The organism is Micromonospora sp. DT31 (assembly GCF_049841795.1).
Taxonomy (GTDB): Bacteria; Actinomycetota; Actinomycetes; order Mycobacteriales; family Micromonosporaceae; genus Micromonospora.
Genome location: NZ_JBNCKZ010000001.1, coordinates 209,554 through 234,842, shown reverse-complemented (window position 1 = coordinate 234,842; position 25,289 = coordinate 209,554). Strand labels below are relative to the sequence as shown.

Annotated in this window: 17 protein-coding genes; 3 read left to right on the top strand and 14 right to left on the bottom strand. The window is 71.2% G+C overall.

Annotated elements, in window-relative coordinates; all coding sequences use genetic code 11:
* The first annotated feature begins 41 nt into the window (after nt 1–41).
* Nucleotides 42–2,795 (top strand): beta-L-arabinofuranosidase domain-containing protein, encoded by a 2,754-nt coding sequence (locus ACLQ2X_RS00935; RefSeq protein WP_425678961.1) that lies wholly within the window; start codon nt 42–44, stop codon nt 2,793–2,795.
* A gap of 27 nt (nt 2,796–2,822) precedes the next feature.
* Complete coding sequence (locus tag ACLQ2X_RS00930) at nt 2,823–3,764, top strand: acyltransferase domain-containing protein (protein ID WP_425678960.1); 942 nt, start codon at nt 2,823–2,825, stop codon at nt 3,762–3,764.
* Between the two features lie 40 nt (nt 3,765–3,804).
* On the opposite strand, the gene ACLQ2X_RS00925 is transcribed toward ACLQ2X_RS00930, so the two are convergent.
* From ACLQ2X_RS00925 to araB, 9 genes are all read right to left on the bottom strand, one after another.
* The gene (locus ACLQ2X_RS00925; protein WP_425678959.1) at nt 3,805–4,794 is read right to left on the bottom strand and encodes a LacI family DNA-binding transcriptional regulator; all 990 of its coding nucleotides are present in this window, start codon (nt 4,792–4,794) and stop codon (nt 3,805–3,807) included.
* 320 nt (nt 4,795–5,114) lie between these two features.
* Complete coding sequence (locus ACLQ2X_RS00920; protein ID WP_425679522.1) at nt 5,115–7,187, bottom strand: RICIN domain-containing protein; 2,073 nt, start codon at nt 7,185–7,187, stop codon at nt 5,115–5,117.
* A gap of 251 nt (nt 7,188–7,438) precedes the next feature.
* Nucleotides 7,439–8,941, bottom strand: a complete 1,503-nt coding sequence (gene araA / locus ACLQ2X_RS00915) for an L-arabinose isomerase (RefSeq protein ID WP_425678958.1) — start codon at nt 8,939–8,941, stop codon at nt 7,439–7,441.
* Nucleotides 8,942–8,961: 20 nt separating this feature from the next.
* Nucleotides 8,962–9,954, bottom strand: coding sequence for a galactofuranose ABC transporter, permease protein YjfF (gene yjfF, locus ACLQ2X_RS00910; RefSeq protein ID WP_425678957.1), 993 nt, complete (start codon nt 9,952–9,954; stop codon nt 8,962–8,964).
* Nucleotides 9,951–11,021 carry an ABC transporter permease gene (locus ACLQ2X_RS00905; protein WP_425678956.1) on the bottom strand — a complete coding sequence of 357 codons (1,071 nt, stop codon included), beginning with the start codon at nt 11,019–11,021 and terminating at the stop codon, nt 9,951–9,953. The genes yjfF and ACLQ2X_RS00905 overlap by 4 nt, the downstream gene beginning before the upstream one ends.
* Nucleotides 11,018–12,556, bottom strand: a complete 1,539-nt coding sequence (locus ACLQ2X_RS00900) for a sugar ABC transporter ATP-binding protein (protein WP_425678955.1) — start codon at nt 12,554–12,556, stop codon at nt 11,018–11,020. Before ACLQ2X_RS00900 ends, ACLQ2X_RS00905 begins: the two co-directional genes overlap by 4 nt.
* Before the next feature lie 72 nt (nt 12,557–12,628).
* A complete protein-coding gene (locus tag ACLQ2X_RS00895) occupies nt 12,629–13,624 on the bottom strand; it encodes an ABC transporter substrate-binding protein (RefSeq protein WP_425678954.1) in 996 nt (331 codons plus the stop codon).
* 97 nt (nt 13,625–13,721) lie between these two features.
* Nucleotides 13,722–14,402: an L-ribulose-5-phosphate 4-epimerase gene (locus tag ACLQ2X_RS00890; RefSeq protein ID WP_425678953.1), complete on the bottom strand. Its 681-nt coding sequence runs from the start codon at nt 14,400–14,402 to the stop codon at nt 13,722–13,724.
* The gene (araB, locus tag ACLQ2X_RS00885; protein WP_425678952.1) at nt 14,399–16,081 is read right to left on the bottom strand and encodes a ribulokinase; all 1,683 of its coding nucleotides are present in this window, start codon (nt 16,079–16,081) and stop codon (nt 14,399–14,401) included. The genes ACLQ2X_RS00890 and araB overlap by 4 nt, the downstream gene beginning before the upstream one ends.
* A gap of 652 nt (nt 16,082–16,733) precedes the next feature.
* Between araB and ACLQ2X_RS00880 the strand changes: the two genes are divergently transcribed.
* Entirely contained in the window at nt 16,734–18,389 is a 1,656-nt protein-coding gene (locus ACLQ2X_RS00880; protein WP_425678951.1) for a glycoside hydrolase family 27 protein, read from the top strand.
* Nucleotides 18,390–18,449: 60 nt separating this feature from the next.
* Here the strand turns inward: ACLQ2X_RS00880 and mmsB are convergent, their stop codons facing one another.
* The 5 genes from mmsB to ACLQ2X_RS00855 all read right to left on the bottom strand — a co-directional run bounded on the left by mmsB (nt 18,450) and on the right by ACLQ2X_RS00855 (nt 25,272).
* Nucleotides 18,450–19,694 carry a multiple monosaccharide ABC transporter permease gene (gene mmsB, locus ACLQ2X_RS00875; RefSeq protein ID WP_425678950.1) on the bottom strand — a complete coding sequence of 415 codons (1,245 nt, stop codon included), beginning with the start codon at nt 19,692–19,694 and terminating at the stop codon, nt 18,450–18,452.
* A complete protein-coding gene (gene mmsA, locus ACLQ2X_RS00870) occupies nt 19,691–21,229 on the bottom strand; it encodes a multiple monosaccharide ABC transporter ATP-binding protein (RefSeq protein WP_425678949.1) in 1,539 nt (512 codons plus the stop codon). Before mmsA ends, mmsB begins: the two co-directional genes overlap by 4 nt.
* Before the next feature lie 83 nt (nt 21,230–21,312).
* Complete coding sequence (gene chvE / locus ACLQ2X_RS00865; protein ID WP_425678948.1) at nt 21,313–22,452, bottom strand: multiple monosaccharide ABC transporter substrate-binding protein; 1,140 nt, start codon at nt 22,450–22,452, stop codon at nt 21,313–21,315.
* A gap of 188 nt (nt 22,453–22,640) precedes the next feature.
* Nucleotides 22,641–23,996 (bottom strand): endo-1,4-beta-xylanase, encoded by a 1,356-nt coding sequence (locus ACLQ2X_RS00860; RefSeq protein WP_425678947.1) that lies wholly within the window; start codon nt 23,994–23,996, stop codon nt 22,641–22,643.
* Between the two features lie 166 nt (nt 23,997–24,162).
* Nucleotides 24,163–25,272, bottom strand: coding sequence for a 12-oxophytodienoate reductase (locus tag ACLQ2X_RS00855; protein ID WP_425678946.1), 1,110 nt, complete (start codon nt 25,270–25,272; stop codon nt 24,163–24,165).
* Between the last annotated feature and the right edge of the window lie 17 nt (nt 25,273–25,289).

Here is a 25,289-nt window from a genome sequence, read left to right as displayed (position 1 = left end):
CAGCCACACCCATCCACCCGTCCCCCGCCTCGGAGGCCGCCATGCCCGCTCCCCGGGTGAACCGCCGACTGCTTCTGCGCGCCACCGGCGCCACCGCCGTCGCCACCACCGCCGTCGCCACCACGGCCGGCGTCACGCTCACCGGCGGCGGCCCGGCGCACGCCGCGCTGCCACCGGCCCGACCCGACATCGGCGTCTCCGCGTACGCGTTCGACCCCGGCCAGGTGCGGCTGACCGCCGGCCGGTGGCTGGACAACCAGGACCGCACGCTTGCCTACCTGCGCTTCGTCGACGTCAACCGGCTGCTGTACAACTTCCGGGCCAACCACCGCCTCTCCACCGCGGGCGCGGCCGCCCCGGGCGGCTGGGACGCGCCGAACTTCCCCTTCCGCACCCACATCCAGGGCCACTTCCTCACCGCCTGGTCACACGCGTGGGCGGTCCGCGGCGACACCACATGCCGGGACAAGGCCCTCACCATGGTCGCCGAACTGGCCCGCTGCCAGGCCAACAACGCCGCCGCCGGGTTCAACGCCGGCTACCTGTCCGGCTTCCCCGAGTCGGACTTCACGGCGCTGGAGGCGCGCACGTTGACCAACGGCAACGTGCCCTACTACTGCCTGCACAAGACGCTCGCCGGCCTGCTCGACGTCTGGCGGCTGATCGGCGGCACCCAGGCCCGCGACGTGCTGCTGGCGCTCGCCGGCTGGGTCGAGTGGCGCACCGGCCGGCTCACCACCGCGCAGACGCAGGCCATGCTGGGCACCGAGTTCGGCGGCATGAACGCGGTGCTGACCGACCTCTACCAGCAGACCGGCGACGCCCGCTGGCTGACCGTCGCCCGACGGTTCGACCACGCGGCCGTGTTCGACCCGCTCGCCGCCGGCCAGGACCGGCTCGACGGGCTGCACGCCAACACCCAGGTGCCCAAGTGGATCGGCGCCGCCCGGGAGTACAAGGCCACCGGCGACACCCGCTACCGGACCATCGCCACCAACGCCTGGACCATCACCGTCGGCGCGCACACGTACGCCATCGGCGGCAACAGCCAGGCCGAGCACTTCCGCGCGCCGAACGCCATCGCCGGCTACCTGCGTACCGACACCTGCGAGGCGTGCAACACCTACAACATGCTCAGGCTGACCCGGGAACTGTGGCAGCTCGACCCGGACCGGGTCGCCTACGTCGACTACTACGAACGCGCGCTGCTCAACCACCTGATCGGCCAGCAGAACCCGGCCGACGCCCACGGCCACGTCACCTACTTCACCCCGCTCAACCCCGGCGGCCGGCGCGGCGTCGGACCGGCGTGGGGCGGCGGCACCTGGAGCACCGACTACAACTCCTTCTGGTGCTGCCAGGGCACCGGACTGGAGACCAACACCACGCTCACCGACTCGATCTACTTCCACAACGACACCACGCTGACGGTGAACCTGTTCGTGCCCTCGGTGCTCACCTGGAGCCAACGCGGCATCACCGTCACCCAGACCACCTCGTACCCGGTCGGTGACACCACCACGCTCACCGTCACCGGCGCGGCTAGCGGATCGTGGACCATGCGGATCCGGATCCCGGGCTGGACCAGCGGGGCGACGGTAGGCGTCAACGGCGTCACGCAGGCCGTGACCGCCGACCCCGGCGGCTACGCCGTCCTGACCCGCGCGTGGACCGCCGGGGACACGGTCACCGTCCGGCTGCCGATGCGGGTGGCCACGGTGGCGGCCAACGACGACGCCGCGGTCGGCGCCGTCACGTACGGGCCGGTGGTGCTCTCCGGCAACTACGGCAACACCACGTTGAGCGCGCTGCCGGCGATCGACCCCGGCTCGGTCACCCGCACCGGCACCGGGAACCTGGCGTTCACCGCCGTGGCCGACGGCGCCACCGTCAACCTCGGCCCCTTCCACGACGCCCACGGGCACAACTACACCGTCTACTGGCGGCTGCGGCCGGGCGGTGGCGGCGCGACGGCAAGCTTCCGCCTGGCCAACGCCGCCAGCGGGCTCGTGCTTGGTGTGCAGAACATGTCCACCGCCGACGGCGGGCCCGCGCTGCAGTGGGGCGACACCGGCACCGCCGACCACGACTGGCAGCTGCTGGTCGACGGCGACTCGCTGCGGTTGCGCAACGTCAACAGCGGCAAGGTGCTCGGTGTGGAGAACATGTCCACCGCCGACGGCGCGCGCATCCTGCAGTGGGCGGACAACGGCACCGCCGACCACCGGTGGGCCCTGGTCGACGTCGGCGACGGCACCCACAAGCTGCGCAACGCACACACCGGCAAGCTGCTCGGCATCGCCGGCGGGTCGACCGCCCAGGGGGCGTTCGCCGCGCAGGACCCGGACAACGGCAGCCCGGACAACCTGTGGCGGTTCCTGCCGAACGGGGCGCGCCGGTTGCAGAACCTCGGCACCGGGCTGGTGCTCGGCGTGCGGGACATGTCCACCGCCGACGGTGGGCCGGTCATCGTGTGGGGGGACACCGGCACCGCCGACCACCTCTGGAGCGCGCTCGTGGACACCGGCGGCTATCTGCGGCTGCGCAACACGCACAGCGCGAAGGTGCTCGGTGTCGAGGGCGGGTCCGGCGCGGCCGGGGCCCGGATCGTCCAGTGGGCGGACAACGGCACCGCCGACCACAGGTGGCGGCTGCGCCACGGCGGCGCCGGCTGGTTCCGCCTCCAGTGCGCCGCCGGCGGCCGCGTGCTCGGCCTCGCCGGCAGCGGTCAGGGCGCACAGGCCGTGCTCGGCGACGACACCGGGGCCGCCCACCAGCGGTGGCGATTTCTGTGACGGCGACCGGCCGGTAGGGTCGGCGGCGTGGATACGGACGATCTCGCCGCCCGACTCGGGGTGCCGGCCGAGGAGGTCGACCGGGTGCGCCGCCTCGCCGGGGACCGACCGTCGGTGCCGCTGCCCGCCCGCGCCGACGCCCCCGCGCTGCTGGACCGGCTCGCAGTACCCCCGGACGACGCCGCGGAGATCATCGCCGGCTGGCCCGACCCCGACTCGCCGGCCTGGACGGCGGAGCTGCGCTGGCTGCTCGACCGGTCGATCGCCCTGGTCCGCGCCGACCTCGGCGGACACGGCTGGCTGCCACCCGGCCCGGCCATGCCGCGCGACCGGGGTCCCGCCTGGCGGCACCTCTACGTGTACGCGTACCTGGCCCTGGTCGACGACGCGCGGGCCTACCACCGAGCGCACGGGATCAGCGACGACGTGTCCTGGGCGACGCTCGCCGACCTGGGGCGCAACCTGGCCGTGGACAGGCGGATGCGCGGCGAGGGCTGGCCGGTGATGCAGAGCTGGCTGACGCTGCACACCCGCGGTGGGCTCTACGAGCTGGGCCGGTTGCAGCACCAGCGCGGCGACACCATCGGCCTGCACATCCCCGACGCGGGGCCGTTGACCCCGGAGGCGGTCGACGCGTCACTCGACCGGGCCCGCGTGTTCTTCCCCCGGCACTTCCCCGACGAGCACCACACGGAGTTCTCCTGCGGCTCCTGGCTGCTCGACCCGCAGCTACGCGAATACCTGCCTGCGGACTCCAACATCGTCGCGTTCCAGCGCCGCTTCACCCTCGACCCCTACCAGGAGCCGGACGGGCTGGACGCCGACGTGGAGGTGCGCCGGTTCGTCTTCCGTACGCTGAGCACCCCGCTGGACCGGCTGCCGCGCCGTACCGTGCTGCAGCGCGCGGTCATCGACCACCTGGCGGCGGGGCGGCACTGGCAGTGGCGTCAGGGCCGGTTCCCGGTGTAGCGCCCGGCCCCGCCGACGAGGGCGGGGCCACGGCGACCGGTCAGCGCGCGGGCGGCGGGCCGACGCTGCGCCGGGAGACGAGCGTCGGCGCGACGGTCCGCCGCAGCGGTCCGGCGGTGGCCGACTCGATCTGCGCCAGCAGCATCTCCAGGCTCGCCCCGGCCACCGCGGTGAAGTCGGGCCGCACGGTGGTCAGCGGCGGGATGAAGTAGGCCGCCTCGGGTACGTCGTCGAACCCGACCACACTGATGTCGTCCGGCACCCGCCGGCCGTGCTCGTGCAGCGCGCGCAGCACGCCGAGGGCCAGGTGGTCGTTGGCCGTGAACACCGCGGTGACCTCCGGCATCCGGGCCAGCATCTGCCCGCACCGGTAGCCCGCCGCCGCCGACCAGTCCGCCGGCACGAGCGGCGGCACCTCGACGCCGGCCTCCTGCAACGCCGCCCGCCAGCCCTCGATCCGGCCGGCGCTGTCGAACCAGTCCGACGGGCCGGACACGTGCCAGACCGTGCGGTGCCCGGCGTTCAGGAGATGCTCGGTGGCGGCCCGGGCACCGGCGACCTGGTCGACGGTCACCAACGGGATCGGCCGGCGCGGATCGCCGTCGACGGTCACCAGGGGCACGTCGTGCGGCAGACGTTCGAGCGCCTCCCCGGCGGACTCCACAGGCGCGATGACCACGATGCCGGCCACGCGGTGCGCCAGGTGCCGTTCCACGGCCGCCGAGATGGAACGGTGGTCCAGGTCGCTGACGCTGCCCACGCTGACCGCGAAGCCGGCCTCGGCGGCGGTCTGCTCCAACGCGGCCAGCAGGGACGCCGGGCCGTAGAGCGTGGTGTTCTGGGCGACCACACCGATCACCTGGGAACGGCCGGTCACCAGCGCGCGGGCCGCCCGGTTGGGTCGGTAACCGAGTTCGGTGATGGCGGCCTGGACCCGCAGTCGCGTCTGCTCACGCACATTGGGGTGTCCATTGAGGACGCGCGACACCGTCTGGTGCGAAACACCGGCGAGGCGGGCCACGTCCGTCATCGCAGGACCGCGCACGGCCACCTCACTCTCGCAACTGCCCGCAGTGGCCGCACCCGGTCGACCATGACCGGACCGGCCCGGGTGGCGACAGTCTACGCCAGCCGTCCCACCGGGAACGGCACCACCGAACCGTCGATAGGCAGCCGTGGCGTCGCAATACGAGGAATCGGCGACGACTCCTTCCCCTCCCCCGCCCGGAACCGCTTCACGGCAGGTCGGCGCGGGTGCGATCGGGCCCGGGGCGAGGCTTTTCGGGTGGTGCCGAAATCCCGCCCCGGGCAATTGACGGATCTGTCAACGGCGTCGAATGGTGACCGTTGTCACGGCGTTGTCAGCGAGAACTGCCGCACCGTCACCGCGCCACCGAGCGATTGCGTGGCGTAGTTGAAGAAGCCGAACCGATAGCCCATGAAGAACTGCCACGCGTTGTTGAGCGTCAACGCGTTGCCCAACGGGACGTAGGTGACCCCGTCGGTGCTGTAGGAGAACCGCGCCTGCCGGCCCGAGCCGGGTCGGATGTCGGCGTTGGCCCGCAACCAGATCCGCCCGCCGGAGACCGCCGCGCCGGCGACTTCCGTACCGGTGCTCGTGGTGTTCCAGTCCGCGCCCATGGTCAGGCCGTTCGTCATCACCACCCGGGTGGCGCCGTTGTCCCGCCGCACCCCGATCCAGGCCGAACTGTCCCGCAGCATCGCCAGGCCGGCCCGGTCACCGTCGCGCATGCCCGAGTAGTCCAGCTCGATCGTGCCGGTGGAGCTGGGGCCCTGGATGCGGTGGGTCAGGGTGTTGCGGGCCCGGTAGAGGTCGTTGGTCACGGTGGCGGTCTGCAACCGCAGGCCGTCGTTCACCGACCACCGGCTGTTGTCCGGGTTGTGGTTCCACTCGTACTGCACGCCGAGCGTGGTGCCGGGGAACGTGTCGGTGCCGGTGAGCGGCTTGACCGGCCGCGTCGGCAGCGGGTTGGGGTAGCTGGCGCCCCACGCCCCGTTGACGGTCTGCACCTGCGGCCAGCCGTCGGCGGTCCAGGTGATCGGCGCCAGCGTCGGCATCCGCCCGCCCGGGTACGCGTCGGTGAACGCCATGTAGTACCAGGCGCCGGTCTGCGTCTGCACCAACCCGCCCTGGTGCGGCACGCCGCCGCCGGAGATCGGGCCGGGCAGGTTGAGCAGCACCTGCCGCTGCTCGTACGGGCCGAACGGGCCGTTCGTGGACTTGAGCACGTACTGGCCGTTGGCCGGGCGGGTGAGCCAGATGTAGTACGCGCCGTTGCGCTTGTAGAAGCGCGCCCCCTCCAGCGTGCCGATGCTCGACGGGGTCTGGTAGACCTGCTGCGCCCGCACCTGGGTGCGCCCGTCGGCGGAGAGCTGGGCCACGCTTATCGTGCCGTTGCCGTACGCCACGTACATGGTGTCGTTGTCGTCGATCAGCATGCCGGCGTCGTAGTAGCAGTTGGGGATGGTGCTCAGCCGGCTCCACGCGCCGTCGACCGCGCCTGCGGTGTAGATGTGGGTCTGGGCGAAGTCGATGCACCCGGCCCAGTAGAACGTGCGGTTGCTCGGCCGGTAGTTAAGCGTCGAGGCCCAGATACCGTCCACGTACGCCTGGCTGCCGCTGGGCAGGTCGTACTTCGTGCCGAAGTCCAGCCGTGGCACCGAGTGTCCGGCGAACTCCCAGTTCACCAGGTCCCAGGAGCGCAGCACCGGTGCGCCGGGCGAGTAGTGCATGGTCGAGGCGGACATGTAGTAGACGTCGCCGACCCGGATGATGTCGACGTCGGCGAAGTCCTGCCAGACCGCGGGGTTGGTGAAGCTGCCGCCCGGGTTGCCGGGGTTGCCGCCGTCACCGACCCGGACCAGTTGCCACTGCTGGTTCGTGCCGTTCCAGTCGTCGTACTGGACGATGTTGCCGCCGTCGGTGGTGGCGGCGTTCTGCACCTCCACCGCCTTGTTCGAGTTCCGGTTGATCAGCCGGACGTACCCGCCGTCCGAGTCGGCAAGCCGGAACTGCTGGTTGGTCCCGTTGTGGTCCGACCACTGCACGACGGCGGTGCCGTTGGCGGTGGACGCGCCGGTCACGTCGAGCACCTTGCCGGAGTGCCGGGAGCGCAGCCGGTAGAAGCCGCCGCCGGAGTCCACGAACTGCCACTGCTGCCACGCCCCGTCGTTGCGCGTCCACTGGGTGATGCGCGCACCGTCGTTCGTGGCCTGGTTGTACAGGTCCAACGCCTTGCCGCTGTTGCGGTTCACCAGCACGTACCAGGCGGCGGTGTCCACCGTGGCCGCCGCGACCGGCGTCGGGGCCACACCCACCACCACGCCGCCGACCAGCAGTGCCACCAACCCGGCCAACAGCCGGGCCGGCCATCCGCGTCCATGCGACAGTCGAGCTGTCACCACGATGATCCTCCTTCGTCCAGGCGGAGCCCGGGCAGGGCGACGCCGGCCGCGAACGGCCTCGTTATCGCTAACAGCAATGGCCCCCGCCCGAGGGGAGTCGGATCCCTGGCAACTGCGGCGCAGATCGCGCCCGGAACGGCCCGCGAGCGGTGCCGGCGACCCAATACATCGACTGTGAGCGATAACATGCCGTTCGTCAAGCGGAGGCTCCCGCCCCGGCCGGGTCGCGGCGGGCGACCCGGGCCCGCTCAGAAACCGCGGGCGAGCCGGTAGTACGCCTGGTTCCAGCGCAGCTCGTCGGCGAAGCGGGGGCCCCGGGTGTCGGCGTCGATGACCAGCAGTTCGGTGCGGGCCATCGCGGCCAGGTCGCGCAGCTCCTCCACGCCCACCGCCTGGGACAACACGGTGTGGTGCGGCCCGCCCGCGGTGATCCATGCCTCCGCCGAGGTGGGCAGGTCCGGCTGGGGCCGCCAGACCGCGCGGGCCACCGGCAGCCGGCGCAACGGCTGCGGCGGCGGCACCACGTCGACCGCGTTCGCGACCAGTCGGAACCGCTCCCCCATGTCCACCATGCCGAGCACCACCGCCGGGCCGGGCGACGCGTCGAAGACCAGGCGCACCGGGTCCTCGCGCCCGCCGATGCCCAACGGGTGCACCTGGGCGCTGGGCACCCCGACGGCGATGCTCGGGCAGACCTCCAACATGTGCGCGCCGAGGATCAGCTCCTGGCCGAACGTCAGGTCGTAGGTGTAGTCCTCCATGAACGAGGTCCCGCCCTCGACACCGACGGCCATCGCCTTGAGCATCCGCACCAGCACCGAGGTCTTCCAGTCGCCCTCGCCGCCGAACCCGTAGCCGTCGGCCATCAGACGCTGCACCGCGATGCCGGGGAGCTGGCGCAGGCCGCCGAGGTCCTCGAAGTTCGTGGTGAACGCCCGGAACCCGCCGGCGTCCAGGAACGTGCGCAGGCCCAGCTCCTGACGTGCGGCATAGCGCAGCGACTCGTGCCGGTCACCGTCGGGCCGCAGCTCGGGACGGACCCGGTAGGTGTCGTCGTACTCCTTGACCAGGTCGTCCACCTGCGCGTCGGCGACCTGGTCGACCGCCGCGACGAGATCGTTGACGCCGTAGGTGTTGACCGAGACACCGAAGCGCAGCTCGGCCTCGACCTTGTCCCCCTCGGTCACCGCGACGTCGCGCATGTTGTCGCCGAACCGGGCCAGCCGCAGCGTCCGCACCGCCGACCAGCCGATCGCGGCCCGCGCCCAGGCGGCGACGCGGCCCACCACGCGCGGGTCGGTGACGTGACCGGCGACGGTCTTACGGGCCACCCCGAGCCGGGTCTGGATGTAGCCGAACTCCCGGTCACCGTGCGCGGCCTGGTTGAGGTTCATGAAGTCCATGTCGATGTCGTCCCACGGCAGGACGACGTTGGCCTGGGTGTGCAGGTGCAGCAGCGGCGTCTGCAACGCGTCCAGGCCGGAGATCCACATCTTCGCCGGGGAGAACGTGTGCATCCAGGCGATCACCCCGACCACGCCCTGCGCCGCCGCGTCCCGGCAGGCCGCGAGGATGTCCGAGCTCGACGTCAGGACCGGCTTCCAGACCACGCGTACGGGGATGTCCGGCGACTCGTCCAGCCGGGCGGCGATCTGCCGGGACTGGTCGGCGACCTGCCGCAGGGTGTCCTCGCCGTAGAGGCCCTGGCTGCCGGTGAGGAACCAGACCTCGGGCTGGGGGTGAGTGGGCATGTTGTCGCCTTCCGCGCTAGTCACTTGAACCGGATGCCGATGAGGCGCTGGAGGAGGATGAACGCGAAGAGCAGCCCGCCGATCACGATCTTCGTCCACCAGGAGTTGAGGCTGCCGTCGAATGTGATGAGCGTCTGGATGACCCCCAGCACCAGCACGCCGAGCACGGTGCCGAACACGTACCCGGAGCCGCCGGTGAGCACGGTGCCGCCGATCACCACCGCGGCGATCACGTCCAGTTCCATGCCGACGGCGATCAGCGGCGCGCCGGAGAGCGTGTAGAACGACAGCAGGAGCCCGCCGATCGCCGAGCACAGTCCGCTGATGGTGTAGACCGCGATCCGGGTCCGCGCCACCGGCAGGCCCATCAGCAGCGCCGACTGCGCGTTCCCGCCGACCGCGTAGACGTTGCGGCCGAACCGGGTGTACGCCAGCACGTACGCCGCGATCAGCACCACCGCGAACGCGATCAGCACGCTTACCGACACGAAGTTGCCCGCCGGGTTCCCGATCCGCTCCTGCGACGTGGACGTCCAGAAGCCGTCGGTGATGGAGATGGAGGAGTCGCTGATGAACGTGCACATGCCCCGGGCGAAGAACATCCCGGCGAGGGTGACGATGAACGGCTGGATCTCGAAGAAGTGGATCGCGCAGCCCATCAGGAACCCCAGGGTCGGGCCGATCAGCAACGCGATCACCAGGACCAGGGCCGCCGGCAGGCCGTCGCGCAGCAGCGCGGCGGACACCATCGCGGTCATCGCGACCACCGACCCGACGGACAGGTCGATGCCGCCGGTGAGGATCACGAAGGTCATGCCGACCGCGACGACGAGCAGGAAGCCGTTGTCGATGAAGACGTTGAAGACCACCTGGACGTTGGAGAACGCCTGGTACTGGGACACGCCGATGCCGTACATGACCAGCAGCAGGACGAGCGTGGCCAGGACCGGGACGTGCCGCCGGGGCAGGCTCGGCCGCCAGGACCGACCGGTGGTCAGGGACGTGCTGCTCATGCCGACACCTGCTCCTTCGCCCGCTGCGGCGTCGCCGGCCCGGGTTCGGCACCGCGCCGGCGCCGGCGCAGCCGGGCCCGGAACGCCGGGGCCTGCACCAGGCAGACGGCGATGACGACGACCGCCTTGAACAGCAGCGACGTCTGCGGCGAGATGTTCATGGCGTACACCGTGGTGGTCAGGGTCTGGATGATCAGGGCGCCGAGGACGGTGCCGCCGAGGGAGAACCGGCCGCCGGCAAGCGAGGTGCCGCCGATCACCACGGCGAGGATCGCGTCGAGCTCGATCCACAGGCCGGCGGCGTTGCCGTCGGCGCTGGACACGTTCGCGGTGACCATGAAGCCGGCGAGCGCGGCGCAGGCGGCGCTGACCACGTAGACGAGGAAGACGATCCGCCGGGAGCGGATGCCGGCCAGCCGGCTGGCCTCGGCGTTGCCGCCGACCGACTCGACGATCAGCCCGAGCGCGGTGCGCCGGGTGAACGCGGCCACCAGCAGCGCGGCGGCCAGGGCGATCAGGATGGCCAGCGGCAGCGTGAGGAAGTGCCCCAGCCCGATCGCCCGGTACGGCCCGGAGTTGATCGTGATGATCTGCCCCTCGGTGACCAGCTGGGCGATGCCCCGGCCGGCCACCATGAGGATCAGCGTGGCGATGATCGGTTGGATGCCGATCACGGCGACGAGCACCCCGTTCCACGCGCCGAGCACCAGTGCCGCGCCGAAGGCCAGGGCCAGTGCGGTGGCCACGGTGGCCGGGCTGTTCTGGTCGGCGGCCCCGCTGATGTGCAGGCAGGCGATCGCTCCGCTGATCGCGCAGAGCGAGCCGACGGACAGGTCGATGCCGCCGGTGGCGATGACCAGGGTCATGCCGAGCGCGACGAGCATCAGCGGGGCACTCAGCCGCAGGATGTCGATCGGCGTGCCGTACAGGTGACCGTCCTTGACCTCGACGGCGAGGAAGCCGGGACGGTAGACGGTGTTCGCGGCGAGCATGACCACGAGCACCAGAGCCGGCCAGAACAGACGGTGGCCGGTCAGCGGGCGGAGGCGGTCGGCGAGTGCGGTCATCGGTTCACCTCCTCCCGGGGGGTGCCACTGGCGATGGTGCGCATGACGCGGTCGGCGTCGAGCGTGTCGTCGTTGGTGAGCTGGGCGACCATCTCCCGGTCGCGCATGACCGCGACCCGGTGGCTCAGCCGCAGCACCTCCTCCAACTCGGCGGAGATGAACAGCACGGCCATGCCGCCGTCGGAGAGCTGCACCACGAGCTTCTGGATCTCGGCCTTGGCGCCGACGTCGATGCCGCGGGTCGGCTCGTCCAGGATGAGCAACCGTGGCTCGGTGATGAGCCAGCGGGCCAGCAGCACCTTCTGCTGGTTGCCGCCGGACAGGTTGCGCACCGGCAGCTCCGGGTTCGCCGGACGGATGCTCAGCGCCTCGACGTACCGGCGGACCAGCTCGTCCTGGCGGCGGCGCGGGATGGGCCGCAACCAGCCGCGCGCGGCCTGCATCGCGAGGATCATGTTCTCCCGGACCGACAGCTCCGGGACGATGCCCTCCGCTCGGCGGTTCTCCGAGCAGAAGCCGACGCCCTGCCCGATGGCCTGGATCGGGTTGCGCACCGGCGCCCGGCCGCCGTCGAGCCGGATCTGGCCGTGGTCGGCGCGGTCGGCGCCGAAGATCAGTCGCGCCACCTCGGTACGCCCGGAGCCGAGCAGGCCGGCCAGGCCGACCACCTCACCCGCGTGGATGCGCAGGCTGAACGGGGCGACCGCGCCCCGGCGGCCCAGGTCGGCGGCGTCCACGAGCGGTGGGCCGTCGGTGCCGACGGTGGCCCGTTTCTGCTGCTCGTCCAGTCGTTCCAGCACGTCCAGCTCCTGGCCGATCATCTTCTCGACCAGGCTGAACTGCGGCAGTTCCTCGGTGCGGTACTCCCCCACCAGGGTGCCGTTGCGCAGCACCGTGATCCGGTCGGCGATGCCGTAGACCTGGTCGAGGAAGTGCGTGACGAACAGGATCGCGATCCCCTCGTCGCGGAGCTGCCGCATGATCCGGAACAGCTGCGCCACCTCGCCCGCGTCCAGACTGGAGGTCGGCTCGTCCAGGATCAGCACCCGGGCCTGCACGTCGATCGCCCGGGCGATGGCGACCATCTGCTGCACCGCCAGCGAGTAGCTGCCCAGCGGCGCGGTGACGTCGAGGTCGAGGTCGAGCCGGGCGAGCAGTTCCCGCGCTCGCCGGCGCATCTCGCCCCAGCGCACCGCGCCGAGGCGGCGCGGCTCCCGGCCGATGAACACGTTCTCCGCCACCGACAGGTTGGCGCAGAGGTTGACCTCCTGGTAGACGGTGCTGACACCGGCCGCCGCGGCCTGCATCGGACCGGTGAAGGCGACCTGCTCGCCGTGGAGCGTGACAACGCCGGCGTCCGTCCCGTAGACGCCGGTCAACACTTTGATCAGGGTGGACTTGCCGGCGCCGTTCTCGCCCATGAGGGCGTGGACCTCGCCCGGGAACAGCCGGAAGTCGACGTCGTGGAGTGCGCGGACCCCGGGGAAGGTCTTGCTGATGCCGGTCATGGTCAGGACCGGACGGCTACCCGTCATCCCATCGGCCTTTTCTTCGACGGTGGTGGCACGGGGGGTCGCCGTCGGTGTGACGGCGACCCCGGGTGTCGGTCAGTACTTGCGGTTGGGCAGCGCCTCCTTGGCCTGCTCCTGGGTGAAGGTGGTCTCCTCGGTCTCGATCCGCGGGGGCACCTCTTCGCCGGCCTTGACCTTCTTGGCCAGGTCCATCAGCTGCGGGCCGAGCAGCGGGCTGCACTCGGCGATGAAGTTGAACTTGCCGTCCGCGAGGGCCTGCATGCCGTCCTTCACCGCGTCCACGGTGATGATGGTGATGTCCTTGCCGGGCACCTTGCCCGCCGCGGTGATCGCCTCCAGCGCGCCCAGCCCCATGTCGTCGTTGTGCGCGAAGAGCACGTCGATCTTGGGGTTGGCCTTGAGGAACTGCTCCATGACCTGCTTGCCGCCGGCCCGGGTGAAGTCACCGGACTGCGAGGCGACGATCTTCAGGTTGGGGTTGGTCGCGATCGCCTCGCCGAACCCCTTCTTCCGGTCGTTCGCCGGCGCCGAGCCGGTCGTGCCCTGCAACTCGACGATGGTGACCGGGCCGGACGCCGCCTTCTTCTGCTCCACCAGCCACTCGCCGGCGAGCCGGCCCTCCTTGACGAAGTCCGAGCCGAGGAAGGTCTTGTAGAGCGACTTATCGGCCGAGTCGACCGCGCGGTCGGTCAGGATCACCGGGATCTTCGCGTCCTTGGCCTCCTTGAGCACGGTGTCCCAGCCGGACTCGACCACCGGCGAGAAGGCGATCACGTCGACCTTCTGCTGGATGAAGTTGCGGATCGCCTTGATCTGGTTTTCCTGCTTCTGCTGGGCGTCGTCGAACTTCAGCTCGACGCCGGCCGCCGCCGCCGCCTCCTTGATCGAGGTGGTGTTGGCGGTGCGCCAGCCGCTCTCGGCGCCCACCTGGGAGAAGCCCAGGACGAGCTTGTCATTGCCGCCACCGGAACCGCCGCCGGTGTCGCTGTTCCCGCAGGCAGCCATGCCGCCGGCGAGCAGGACGCCGGCGAGGGCCGCGACGACCGTACGTGCCGTGCTCCTGGTTCTCATCGGTTCTCCTCGGGTTGGATGATCCGGACGCGTCATCGGCGAGGGCCGGCGGGCGCCCGGGTGTGGTGGTGGGATAGGTGTGTGGTGCCGGCCCGGGTCACCCGGCCGGCGGGCGTTGGCCGTACACGTTCTGGTAGCGGTCGTAGAGCGAGTCGATGTCGGCCGGCGCGATCGGCAGCGGCTGACCCAGCGCACGGGCCAGGTGCGCGGTGCGGGCCACGTCCTCGCACATCACCGCGGCCTTGACCGCGGCCCGCGCGTCCCGGCCGACGGCGAAGACGCCGTGGTTGCGCATGAGCACCGCGGGCGACCGGTGGCCGGCCAGCGTACTGACGACGCCCTTGCCGATGTCGTCGCCGCCGATCAGCGCGAACGGCCCGACCGGGATCTCCCCGCCGAACTCGTCGGCCTGGGCGGTCAGCCAGCACGGGATCGACTCACCCCGGGCGGCCCAGGCGGTGGCGTAGCCGCTGTGCGTGTGCACGACGCCGCCCACCTCGGGCATCGCCCGGTAGACGTAGGCGTGCGCGGCGGTGTCGCTGGACGGGGAGCCACCGTCGACGACCGCGCCGGTGAGGTCGCAGACCACCATGGTGTCGGCGGTCAGGTCGTCGTAGTCCACCCCGCTGGGCTTGATGACCATCAACTCCTGGCCGGGGACCCGGGCCGAGACGTTGCCGGAGGTCCAGGCCACCAGGCCGTTGCGGGTCAACTCCCGGTGCAGTCGGGCCACGGTCTCCCGCAGCGCGGCGACCTGCCGGGCGACGTCGGCGTTCATCCCACCACCTCCAGGGTCGGTGCCGGGCCCGCGGCGACGCTGTCCGCCGCCGCGTTGCGGATCGCCCGCAGGCGCAGCATCACGTCGTTCGCGCCACGACCGAAGTGGTCGTGCAGCGCCCGGTACTCGGCGTAGAGCGCGTCGTAGGCCCGGACGTTCTCCGGCACGGGCCGGTAGACGCCCTCGTCCACCCGACCCATCGCGGCCGACGCCTCGTGGATCGTCGGGTACGCCCCGGCGGCGACCGCCGCGTGGATGGCCGAGCCGAGCGCCGGTCCCTGCGCGGAGCCGATGACGCCCAGCGGTCGGTTGGTGACGTCGGCGTAGATCTGCATGAGCAGCGGGTTCGAGGTGAGCCCGCCGGCGGCCACCAGGTCCTCGACCGGCACCCCCGCCTCGGCGAACGCCTCGATGATCATCCGCGTGCCGTACGCGGTGGCCTCCAGCAACGCGCGGTAGACGTCGGCTGGCCGGGTGGCCAGCGTCAGCCCGATGATCAGTCCGCTGAGGTCGTGGTTGACCAGCAGCGAACGGTTGCCGTTCCACCAGTCCAGCGCCACCAGGCCGTGCGCGCCGATCGGCTGGGCGGCGGCGAGTTCGGTGAGCCGCTCGTGCGAGTCGAGGCCGGCCGGTGCGGCGTGCCGCACGAACCAGCCGAAGATGTCCCCCACGCCGCTCTGCCCGGCCTCGTAGCCCCAGGCGCCGGGGCTGATGCCGCCGTCGACGACACCGCACATGCCGGGCACCTCGGCGGGACGGGCACCGTTGAGCACGTGGCAGGTGGAGGTGCCCATGATGGCCACCAGCCGGCCGGGGTGCAGCGCCTGGGCGGCGGCGGCGGTGACGTGGGCGTCCACGTTGCCCGCGGCCACCGCGACGCCCTCGGGCAGCCCGGTCCAGACCGCGGCGCGGGCGCCGAGCGTGCCGGCCCGGGCCCCCAGTGGCAGCAGCGGACCGTCCAGCTTGGCGACGAAGTCGACGAAGTCGGGGTCGAGTGCCCCCAGGTAGTCCGCCGACGGGTATCGACCGTCCTGCCGGATGCCCTTGTAGCCCGCCGTGCAGACGTTGCGGGTCTCGACTCCGCACAGTTCCCACACGATCCAGTCGGCGGCCTCGATGAAGCGATCGGCCCGCCGGTAGACCTCCGGATCCTCGTCGAGGATCTGCAGGCCCTTGGCGAACTGCCACTCGGCGGAGATCTTGCCGCCGTAGCGGCCGATCCACGGCTCGCCCCGCTCGTGCGCGAGCGCGTTGATCCGGTCGGCGTGCGGCTGCGCGGCGTGGTGCTTCCACAGCTTGACCCAGGCGTGCGGGCGACGGCGCAGTTCGGGGACCTCGCACAGCGGGGTGCCGTCGGCCAGCGTGGGCAGCACGGTGCAGGCGGTGAAGTCGATGCCGAGGCCGATCACCCGGGACGGGTCCACGCCGGCGGCGGTCAGCGCCGCGGGCACCGCGTGGCGCAGCACGTCGCGGTAGTCGTCGGGATCCTGCAGCGCCCAGTCCGGCGGCAGTGGCGGGCCGCCGTCGGGCAGCGCGCTCTCGATGACCCCGTGCCGGTATTCGTGCACCGCTGTGCCGAGTTCGGCGCCGTCGCGGACGCGCACCACGAGCGCCCGCCCGGACAACGTGCCGAAGTCGACCCCGATCACGTACCGGTCGGCCGCGTCCACATCGCTCATTTGCACCTCCGCCGTGTCACGGAGCTAGTGTTAGCGCTCACATACATATCCGTCAAGACACCTCCGGGCAACAGCTGCGTAACGAGGACCGCCACCCGGAACGGGCGACTGTCGCACGGCGCGGACCGGCCCGGCCGCCGATCGAGGAGATCCACGCCGGAGTCGCCCGCAGCGCGCCGGCCAGGCCCGGACGGCAGCCATGTTAGCGACAACAATCAATGGAACTTCCGGAAGAAGTACCGGCGCACTCGGACACCCGGGACCCGCACACCCGGCCACCGTCGTACGGTCGCCACAGCGCGTCTCAGCGGCCCTTTCTCCCGCCACGGCACCCGTCATCGTCACCCTCGGCGAGCCGCCCGGAACACCCGACCCTATTTACAGCCTTTGATGTCAGCGATAACATTTCCGGCACCCCACACTGTGGCGCCGCCGTCCGGGAAACCCCGGCGCCGCAGCCGGGCGGCGACGACGGCGACCCCGTCGACCGCCGAACCCCACCACCCATGAGCGCCCGCCGGCACCGTCCGGCCCTCTGGAACTGCCGTTGCCGCGTACGTCCCCCGTGCACCACGGGCGACGCCGCGTGGCCGGCGGGCCGCTCCGTTCCGGGCACCGGCACGGACGGCGCCCGGCGACCGAGGAGGACTCAGTGCGCAGATGGACCCGACGGATGCTCGCCGTCCTGGGTGTCGCGGCGGTGACGCTCGCGGCCACCGTCACCGGCGAAGCGGTCACCCCCCGCCCGGCACAGGCGCTCGACAACGGCGTCGCCCGTACGCCCCCGATGGGGTGGAACACCTGGAACACCTTCGGCTGCAACATCAACGAGACGCTCATCCGGCAGACCGCCGACGCGATCGTGGCCAACGGCCTGCGCGACCTCGGCTACAAGTACGTCGTGGTGGACGACTGCTGGTTCGACCCCAACCGGGACGCCCAGGGCAACCTCCAGGCGCACCCGCAGCGGTTCCCGAGCGGAATGAAGTCGCTCGGCGACTACCTGCACGCGCGGGGCCTGCTGTTCGGCATCTACCAGGTGCCGCTGGACAAGACCTGCGCCCAGGTCGGCGGCGCGTTCCCCGGCGCCACCGGCAGCCTCAACCACGAATACCAGGACGCGCGGCAGTTCGCCGCCTGGGGCGTGGACTACCTGAAGTACGACTGGTGCTCCTCCACCGGCACCATAAACGACCAGGTGGCGCGGTTCGGCATCATGCGCGACGCGTTGGCCTCCACCGGCCGGCCGATCGTCTACAGCATCAACCCCAACAGCTACCACGCCAAGACCGGGCCGCAGCGCAACTGGAGCGACGTGGCGAACCTGTGGCGGACCACCGAGGACATCACCAACGCGTGGAACACCGGCCAGACAAACGGCTACCCGATGGGCATCCAGAACATCGTCGACGTCACGGTGCCGCTGGCCGGCTACGCCGCGCCCGGCGGGTTCAACGACCCGGACATGCTCGAGGTCGGTCGAGGGGGCATGACCGACACCGAGATGCGCAGCCACTTCGCGCTCTGGACGATCCTGGCCGCGCCGCTGATGATGGGCAACGACGTGCGCTCGGCGAGCACGGCCACGCTGGCGATCCTGCGCAACCCGAACCTGGTCGCCATCAACCAGGACACCCTCGGCCGCCAGGCGGTCCAGGTCTCCTTCGACGGCACCCGGCGGGTGCTGGCCAAGCCGCTGGCCAACGGTGACGTGGCGGTCGCCCTGTTCAACCAGGGCAGCGCCACCACCACGGTCTCCACCACGGCGGCGGCGGTGGGCAAGAGCGGCAGCTCGTTCACGCTGCGCGACGCGTGGACGGACGCCACCTCCACCAGCACCGGCACGATCTCCGCCAGCGTGCCGGCACACGGCACGGTGGTCTACCGGGTCAGCGGGGGCGGCACCACCACCCCGCCGCCGGTCCCGACCACGTTCCGACTGCGCAGCGAGTCGTCCGGCCGGTGCCTCGACGTGGACAACGCCAGCTCCGCAAACGGCACCGGAACCCTGATCTGGGACTGCCACGGCAACCCCAACCAGCAGTTCACCGCCAGCGGCCAGGCGTTGCAGGTGCTCGGCAAGTGCCTGGACATCCCGACCACCGCGACCGCCGGCACCCGGGTGCAGATCTGGGACTGCAACGGCGGCACCAACCAGCAGTGGACGTTCAACGGCAACGGCACGGTGAGCAGCGTCCGCTTCCCGACCCTGTGCCTGGACGTCGACAACGCCGGCACCGCCAACGGCACCCGGGTGCTCGTCTGGACCTGCCACGGCAACACCAACCAGCGGTGGAGCCGGGCGTGAGCGGCTGCGGCCGGTGAACGGCGGTCGGCCGGACGACAAGGGCGAGCGTCCGGCCGACCGTCACCGGGTGCCGGCGGCGCGGCGCTTGTTCCAGATGTCGAACGCCACGGCGACCAGGAGCACCAGGCCCTTCACCACCGACTGCACGGACTGGTCGACGCTCATGAGCTGCATGCCGTTGCTCATCACCGCCATGATCAGGCCACCCACCATGGCGCCGACAACGGTGCCGACGCCGCCGGTGACCGCCGCGCCGCCGATGAACGCCGCCGCGATCGCGTCCAGCTCGAACATGTTGCCCGCCGCGGGCTGGGCGCCGTTGGACCGGGAGGAGTAGATCACGCCGGCCACGCCGGACAGGAAGCCCATGTTGACGAAGATCCAGAAGTTGACCCGTTTCACCCGGACCCCGGACAGCATCGCCGCGGGCAGGTTGCCGCCGATCGCGTACACCCGGCGGCCGAACACCGTACGGCGGGTGAGCAGGCCGTAGACAAGCACGAGCACGGCCAGCACGATGAGCACGATCGGCAGGCCACGGGCGTGGGCGAGCTGCCAGGCGAACCACATCACCACGGCACCGACCACCACGACCCGCAGGACGAACAGCGGGAACGACTCCACGGGCTGCTCGTGGCGCACCCGGGCGACCCGGGTCCGGAACACGCTCGCGGCGTACCCGACCACCGCGAACGCGCCGATGAACAGCGTGAAGGCGTCGAAGCCCTGGCCGCCGAGGAGCCCGTTGAGGAAGCCGGCGGCGACCCGCTGGTACTCCTCGGGAAACGGCGACAGCGAGATGTTGTCCAGCACGCGAAGGGTCAAACCGCGGAACAGGAGCATGCCGGCCAGGGTGACGATGAACGCCGGGATGCCGGCGTACGCGACCCAGAGCCCGTGCCAGGCGCCGACCGCGACGCCCACCGCGAGCGCGGCCAGGACGCCGACCCACCAGGGCAGGCCCTCGCGGATGACGAGCACCGCCGAGACCGCGCCGGTGAGCGCCACCACCGATCCCACCGACAGGTCGATGTGGCCGCCGATGATCACGATGACCATGCCGATCGCGAGGACCAGGATGTAGGAGTACTGGAGCACGATGTTCGTGAGGTTGCCGGGGCTGAGCGAGACGCCGTCGGTGAGGACGGCGAACAGCGCGACGATCACCACCAGCGCGATGTAGATGCCGCTCTGCCGCAGGTTGCCGAGGATCAGCGCGCGCGGGTCGCTGGTGCCGGTGTGCAGGGTCGCCGTGCCGGCGTCCGGCGCGGCGGCCTTCGGGGAGCTGGGCTTCGTGGTCGTCATCGAACGAGATCCCTGTCCTTGGTCATGAGTTGCATCAGGTTCTCCTGGGTGGCCTCACCCACCGGCACCTCCCCGGTGATCCGGCCGGCCGCCAGGGTGTAGACGCGGTCGCACATGCCGAGCAGCTCGGGCAGCTCGGAGGAGATCAGAACGACTGCCTTGCCTTCGGCCACCAGCCGGTTGACGATCGTGTAGATCTCGAACTTCGCACCCACGTCGATGCCCCGGGTCGGCTCGTCGAGGATCAGCACGTCCGGGTCGGTGAACAGCCACTTCGCCAGCACGACCTTCTGCTGGTTGCCGCCGGAGAGCTTGCCCACCACCGACATCACCGTCGGCGCCTTGATGTTCATGTCGCGCCGGCCCCGCTCGGCGACCTGGATCTCCCGGTTGCCGTCGATCCAGCCGTGCCGGGCGAGCTTGCCGAGCGCGGCGGCCGACACGTTGCCCCGTACGTCGTCGATGAGGTTGAGGCCGTAGTGCTTGCGGTCCTCGGTGGCGTACGCGATGCCGTTGGCGATGGCCTCGGCCACCGTCCGCGCCCGCACCTCGCGGCCCCTGAGGAACAGCCGCCCGCTGATGTCCCGGCCGTAGGCCCGGCCGAACACGCTCATCGCCAGCTCGGTGCGCCCGGCCCCCATCAGGCCGGCGATGCCGACGACCTCCCCGGCGCGCACGTGCAGCGACGCCCGGTCGACCACCAGGCGGTCCTGGGTCGGGTGGCGCACCGTCCAGTCCTCGATCCGCAGCACCTCGGCCCCGGGAGTCACGTCGCGGGTCGGGTAGAAGGTGGCCAGGTCGCGTCCGACCATGCCACGGATGATCCGGTCCTGGGTGACGGCGCCGTCGGCCATGTCCAGCGTCTCGACGGTACGGCCGTCGCGGATCACCGTTGTCGAGTCGGCGACCGCGGTGATCTCGCCGAGCTTGTGCGAGATCATGATGCAGGTGATGCCCTGGTCGCGCAGCCGGCGCATCAGGTCCAGCAGGTGCGCCGAGTCGACGTCGTTGAGCGCCGCGGTGGGCTCGTCGAGGATCAGCAGTCGCACCTTCTTGGACAACGCCTTGGCGATCTCCACGAGCTGCTGCTTGCCGACGCCGAGCTGCATGACGGGGGTGACCGGGTTCTCGTGCAGCCCGACCGAGCGCAGCAGCGCCGCGGCCTCCGCGTTGGTCCGGTGCCAGTCGATGAGCCCGCCGCGGCCCCGGCGCTCGTTGCCGAGGAAGATGTTCTCCGCGATCGACAGGTACGGGATCAGGGCCAGTTCCTGGTGGATGATGACGATGCCGCGGGCTTCGCTGTCCTGGATCCCCCGGAAGCCGACCGGTTCGCCGTCGAAGACGATCTGGCCGTCGTAGCTGCCGACCGGGTGGACCCCAGACAGCACCTTCATCAGGGTGGACTTGCCGGCGCCGTTCTCGCCGCAGATCGCGTGGATCTCGCCGCGCCGTACGGCGAGCGAGACGTCCTGCAGCGCGGTCACCCCGGGGAAGGTCTTCGTGATGCCACGCATCTCGAGGATGTGGTCGCTCATCGGTATCCGTCCTGCTCGTGGTCGTGGTGTCCGGAGCGGGGCGGGCCCGGTGGCACGTCACACCACCGGGCCCGCCGCCCGGATCAGCCGGCTCGCCCGGCGGCGACCTCCTGTGCGGTCAGGTAGCCGGAGTCGATCAAGACGGACCTGATGTCCTCCTTGTAGACGGTCTGCACGGGCAGCAGGAAGGCGGGCACGACCTTGACGCCGTTGTTGTACGCCTTGGTCTCGTTCGCCTTCGGCTCCTCCTCGCGCAGGAACGCCTCGGCGGCGATCGCCGCCTGCTCGGCCAGCAGCCGGGTGTCCTTGAACACGGTGGAGCTCTGCACCCCGTCGTCGATGAGCTTGACCGACGCGACCTCGGCGTCCTGACCGGTCACCACAGGCATCTTCTTGGCGCCGCCGCGGTAGCCGGCGTTCTGCAGGGCGGTGATGATGCCCCGGGACAGGCCGTCGAAGGGCGACAGCACGCCGTCGACCTTGCTGCCGTCGTTGTAGCTGGAGGTGAGCAGGTCCTCCATCCGCTTCTGCGCGGTCTCCTGCTGCCACCGCAGGATGGCCGCCTGCTCGATCTTGGTCTGCCCGGACTTGACCTTCAGCGTCCCGGCGTCGAAGTACGGCTTGAGCGTGTCCATCGCGCCGGTGAAGAAGAACCCCGCGTTGTTGTCGTCGAGCGAGCCGGCGAACAACTCCACGTTGAACGGGCCGGTCGCGGTGCCCTTGGCGCCGTCCTTGGTCAGCAGGCCGAGGCCGACCAGAAGCGCGTTGGCCTGCGCCACGCCGACCTTGTAGTTGTCGAAGCTGACGTAGAAGCTGACGTTCGGGCTGTTGCGGATGAGCCGGTCGTAGGAGATGACCGGGATCTTCGCGTTCGCGGCGGCTTGGAGCTGGCCGCTGAGCGCGGTGCCGTCGATCGGGGCGATGACCAGCACGTCAGCGCCCCGAGTGATCATCTGGTCGATCTGCTGCGACTGGGTGGGGATGTCGTCCCCGGCGTACTGCAGGTCGACCTTGTAGCCCTTCGCCTGCAGCTTCTCCTTCACCGAGTTGCCGTCGGCGATCCACCGTTCCGAGGTCTGGGTCGGCATCGAGACGCCGATCGTCAGGTCGCCGGGCTTGGCGGAGCTGGTGTCCGAGCCGCCTCCGGCGCCCTCGCCGCTGCACGCGGCCAGGCTGATCGCGAGCGCGGCGCCGCTGACTGCGGCCAGGATTCGTCTGCGCACGAGCGTCCTCTCTCCCCTCCGTGGCCCCTGTGACACAGGTAACCGTCAGGGTGAGTGTTAACGCTCACAAGTTGTCTCGTCAATCAATCCCGCGAAATGTGCATGTCTCTTTCTTGTAACAGGGGCGCGTCCAGGTAGGACGGGCGGACCGCGCGGGGACGGCGCGACGTGCCGCCCCCGCGTCCGGCTCAGGAGGCGGAACAGGTGGGCGTCAGGCCCGATCCGCTGCCGTTGCCCTGGAACCCGAACTCGGCGCTCTGGCCGGCACCGAGCTGACCGTTGTAGTCCACGTTGGCGAACCGCACCGTGCCGGTGCTGCCGCTGGCGGTCGCGCTCCAGGTGTTCGTCACGCTCGCCCCGCCGGGCAGCGTCATGGTGACCGTCCACCCCCGGGTGCCCGACGAACCCGCCGTCACCTTCACCGAGGCCACGAAGCCACCGGCCCAGGAGTTCAGCGACACCGAGGCGGAACATCCGCCCGGGCCCGGCGGCGGAGTGGTCGGGTTGTTCGGCGGCGGGGTGGTGGTCGGCGGCGGCGGGTTGTTCCCGCCCGCGTTCAGCGCGTCGAGCACCGCGTTGTACGCGGCCTTCTTGTTGCCGTTGCAGTCGAACAGCAGCGCGTTGTCCGAACCGCGCCAGGAGTCGCAGTCCCGCACGCCCCACACCGTGATGCCGGTGCACCGCGACACCGCCAGGCAGGCGCGGGTCACCGCGCCGTAGATGTTCGCCTGGTTGCCGCCGGTCGTCACGTCCAGCTCGGTGATCTGCACGTCCACGCCCAGGTCGGCGAAACGCTGGAGGTTGGCCTGGTAGTCACCGGGGATCGTGGTGCCCAGGTGGGACTGGAAGCCGACGCAGTCGATCGGCACCCCGCGGGACCTGAAGTCCCGCACCATGTTGTAGATGCCCGTCGACTTCGCGTTGACGCCGTCGGTGTTGTAGTCGTTGTAGCAGAGCTTCGCGCCCGGGTCGGCGGCCCGCGCCGCCCGGAACGCCGCCTCGATCCAGTCGTTGCCGGTGCGCTGCAGGTTGGAGTCGCGGCGTCCGCCGCTGCCGCCGTCGGCGAACGCCTCGTTCACGACATCCCAGGCGTAGATCTGCCCCCGGAAGTGGGTGGCGACCTGGGTGACGTGGTTGATCGCCGCGTTGCGCAGCGCGCTGCCCGACAGGGCCTGCGCCCACGGCGGTTGCTGGTTGTGCCAGAGCAGGGCGTGACCGCGTACGGTCATCCCGTTGGCGCGGGCGTGGCTGACCACCCGGTCGCCGCCGGTGAAGGTGAACCTTCCCTGCTGCGGCTCGGTGGCGTCCCACTTCATCTCGTTCTCGGCCACCACGGAGTTGAACTCGCGGTTCAGCACCGTCGCGTACGTGTTGTCGGACAGCTTGTTTGTGGCGATCGCGGCGCCGAAGTAGCGGCCCTTCTCGGCCGCCGCGGCGCGCAGCGTGGTCCCGGCGCTCGCGGCCGGCGCCAACGCCACCGCCATGCCGGCGGCGAGCGCGCCGGCCAGGATGCCGGTGGCCAGCAGGGCTCTCTTTCGTCTCATGCGGATTCCTCTTCCGGGTTGCAACGGTGATGGTGCGACCCCTCGACCCGCCTCCGGCGACGGTGTCGAGGTACGACCAACGCGGCTCGCCCGGTGAGCCCTGCGCGCTCGTGCCCTGACATCGACTGTGAGCGATAACATTCGCCGCGTCAAGCCCGCGGCGGGATCAGGGATGGACGTCCTCGTGCGCCTTGCAGTAGTCGACGATCTCGCTCAGCCGCCCGGCGGCGGCGTGCGTCACCCAGGCCGGGTTGCCGAGCAACGCGCGGCCCACCGCCACCAGGTCGAACTCGCCGTCCGTGACCCGCCCGACCAGCCCGGACACCGACTCCGGGCCGCCCGGGCGCAGGAAGTCGCGGGTCAACCCGACCGATCCCACCGTGATCGACGGCAGCCCGGTGAGGTGCTTCGCCCAACCGGCCAGGTTCCACGCCGAGCCGGCGAACGCCGGCTGCCAGAACCGGCGCTGCGAGGCGTGCAGAAGGTCGGCCCCGGCGTCGGCGAACGCGGTCAGGATCTCCGCCAGCTCGGTCGGCGTCTCGGCGATCCGGGCGTCGAACGCCCGCTCCTTGAACTGCGAGAACCGCACGATCAGCGGGAGCCGCGCGGGAAGCTGCGCGCGTACCGCGCGGACCACCGCGGCCGGGAACGCCGCCCGCCGCACCGGTGAGCCGCCGAACGCGTCGGTCCGGCGATTGGTGTACGGCCAGAGGAACTCGTCGAGCAGGTACCCGTGCGCGGCGTGGATCTCCACCGCGTCGAATCCCGCCCGGACCGCCACCCGGGCCGCCTCCCCGTACGCCGCCAGCAGCGTGTCGAGGTCGGCGACCGTCATGGCGCGGGTCGCCGGCCGGCCGGTTTCGCGTACGCCCGACGGGGTCCACGCCGGACGGCCGTCCACCGGCTCGCGCAGGCTGCCCAGGTGCCACAGCTGGGCGGCGATCCGGCCACCGGCGGCGTGGACCGCGTCCACCACGGCCCGCCAGCCGACCTCGGCAGCCCCGGCGCTCAACCGGGGCACGGTGTCCTCGTGCCCGGCGCTGGGATGGTCCACCAGCGCCCCCTCGGTGACGACCAGACCGAGGCCGTGGGCGGCGCGGCGCCGGTAGTACTCGGCCATCTGCGGCGTCGGCACGCCACCCAGCGCCCGGTGTCGGGTCATCGGGGCCATGACGAGGCGGGACCGCAGCGGCAGCCCGGCGACGGTGACGGGGGTGAGCAGCGGTGCCAGCGCGGGCGCGGTGTCCAGGTTCGTGGTGTCCAGGTTCGTGGCCATGGCGCGACGGTAGGAGC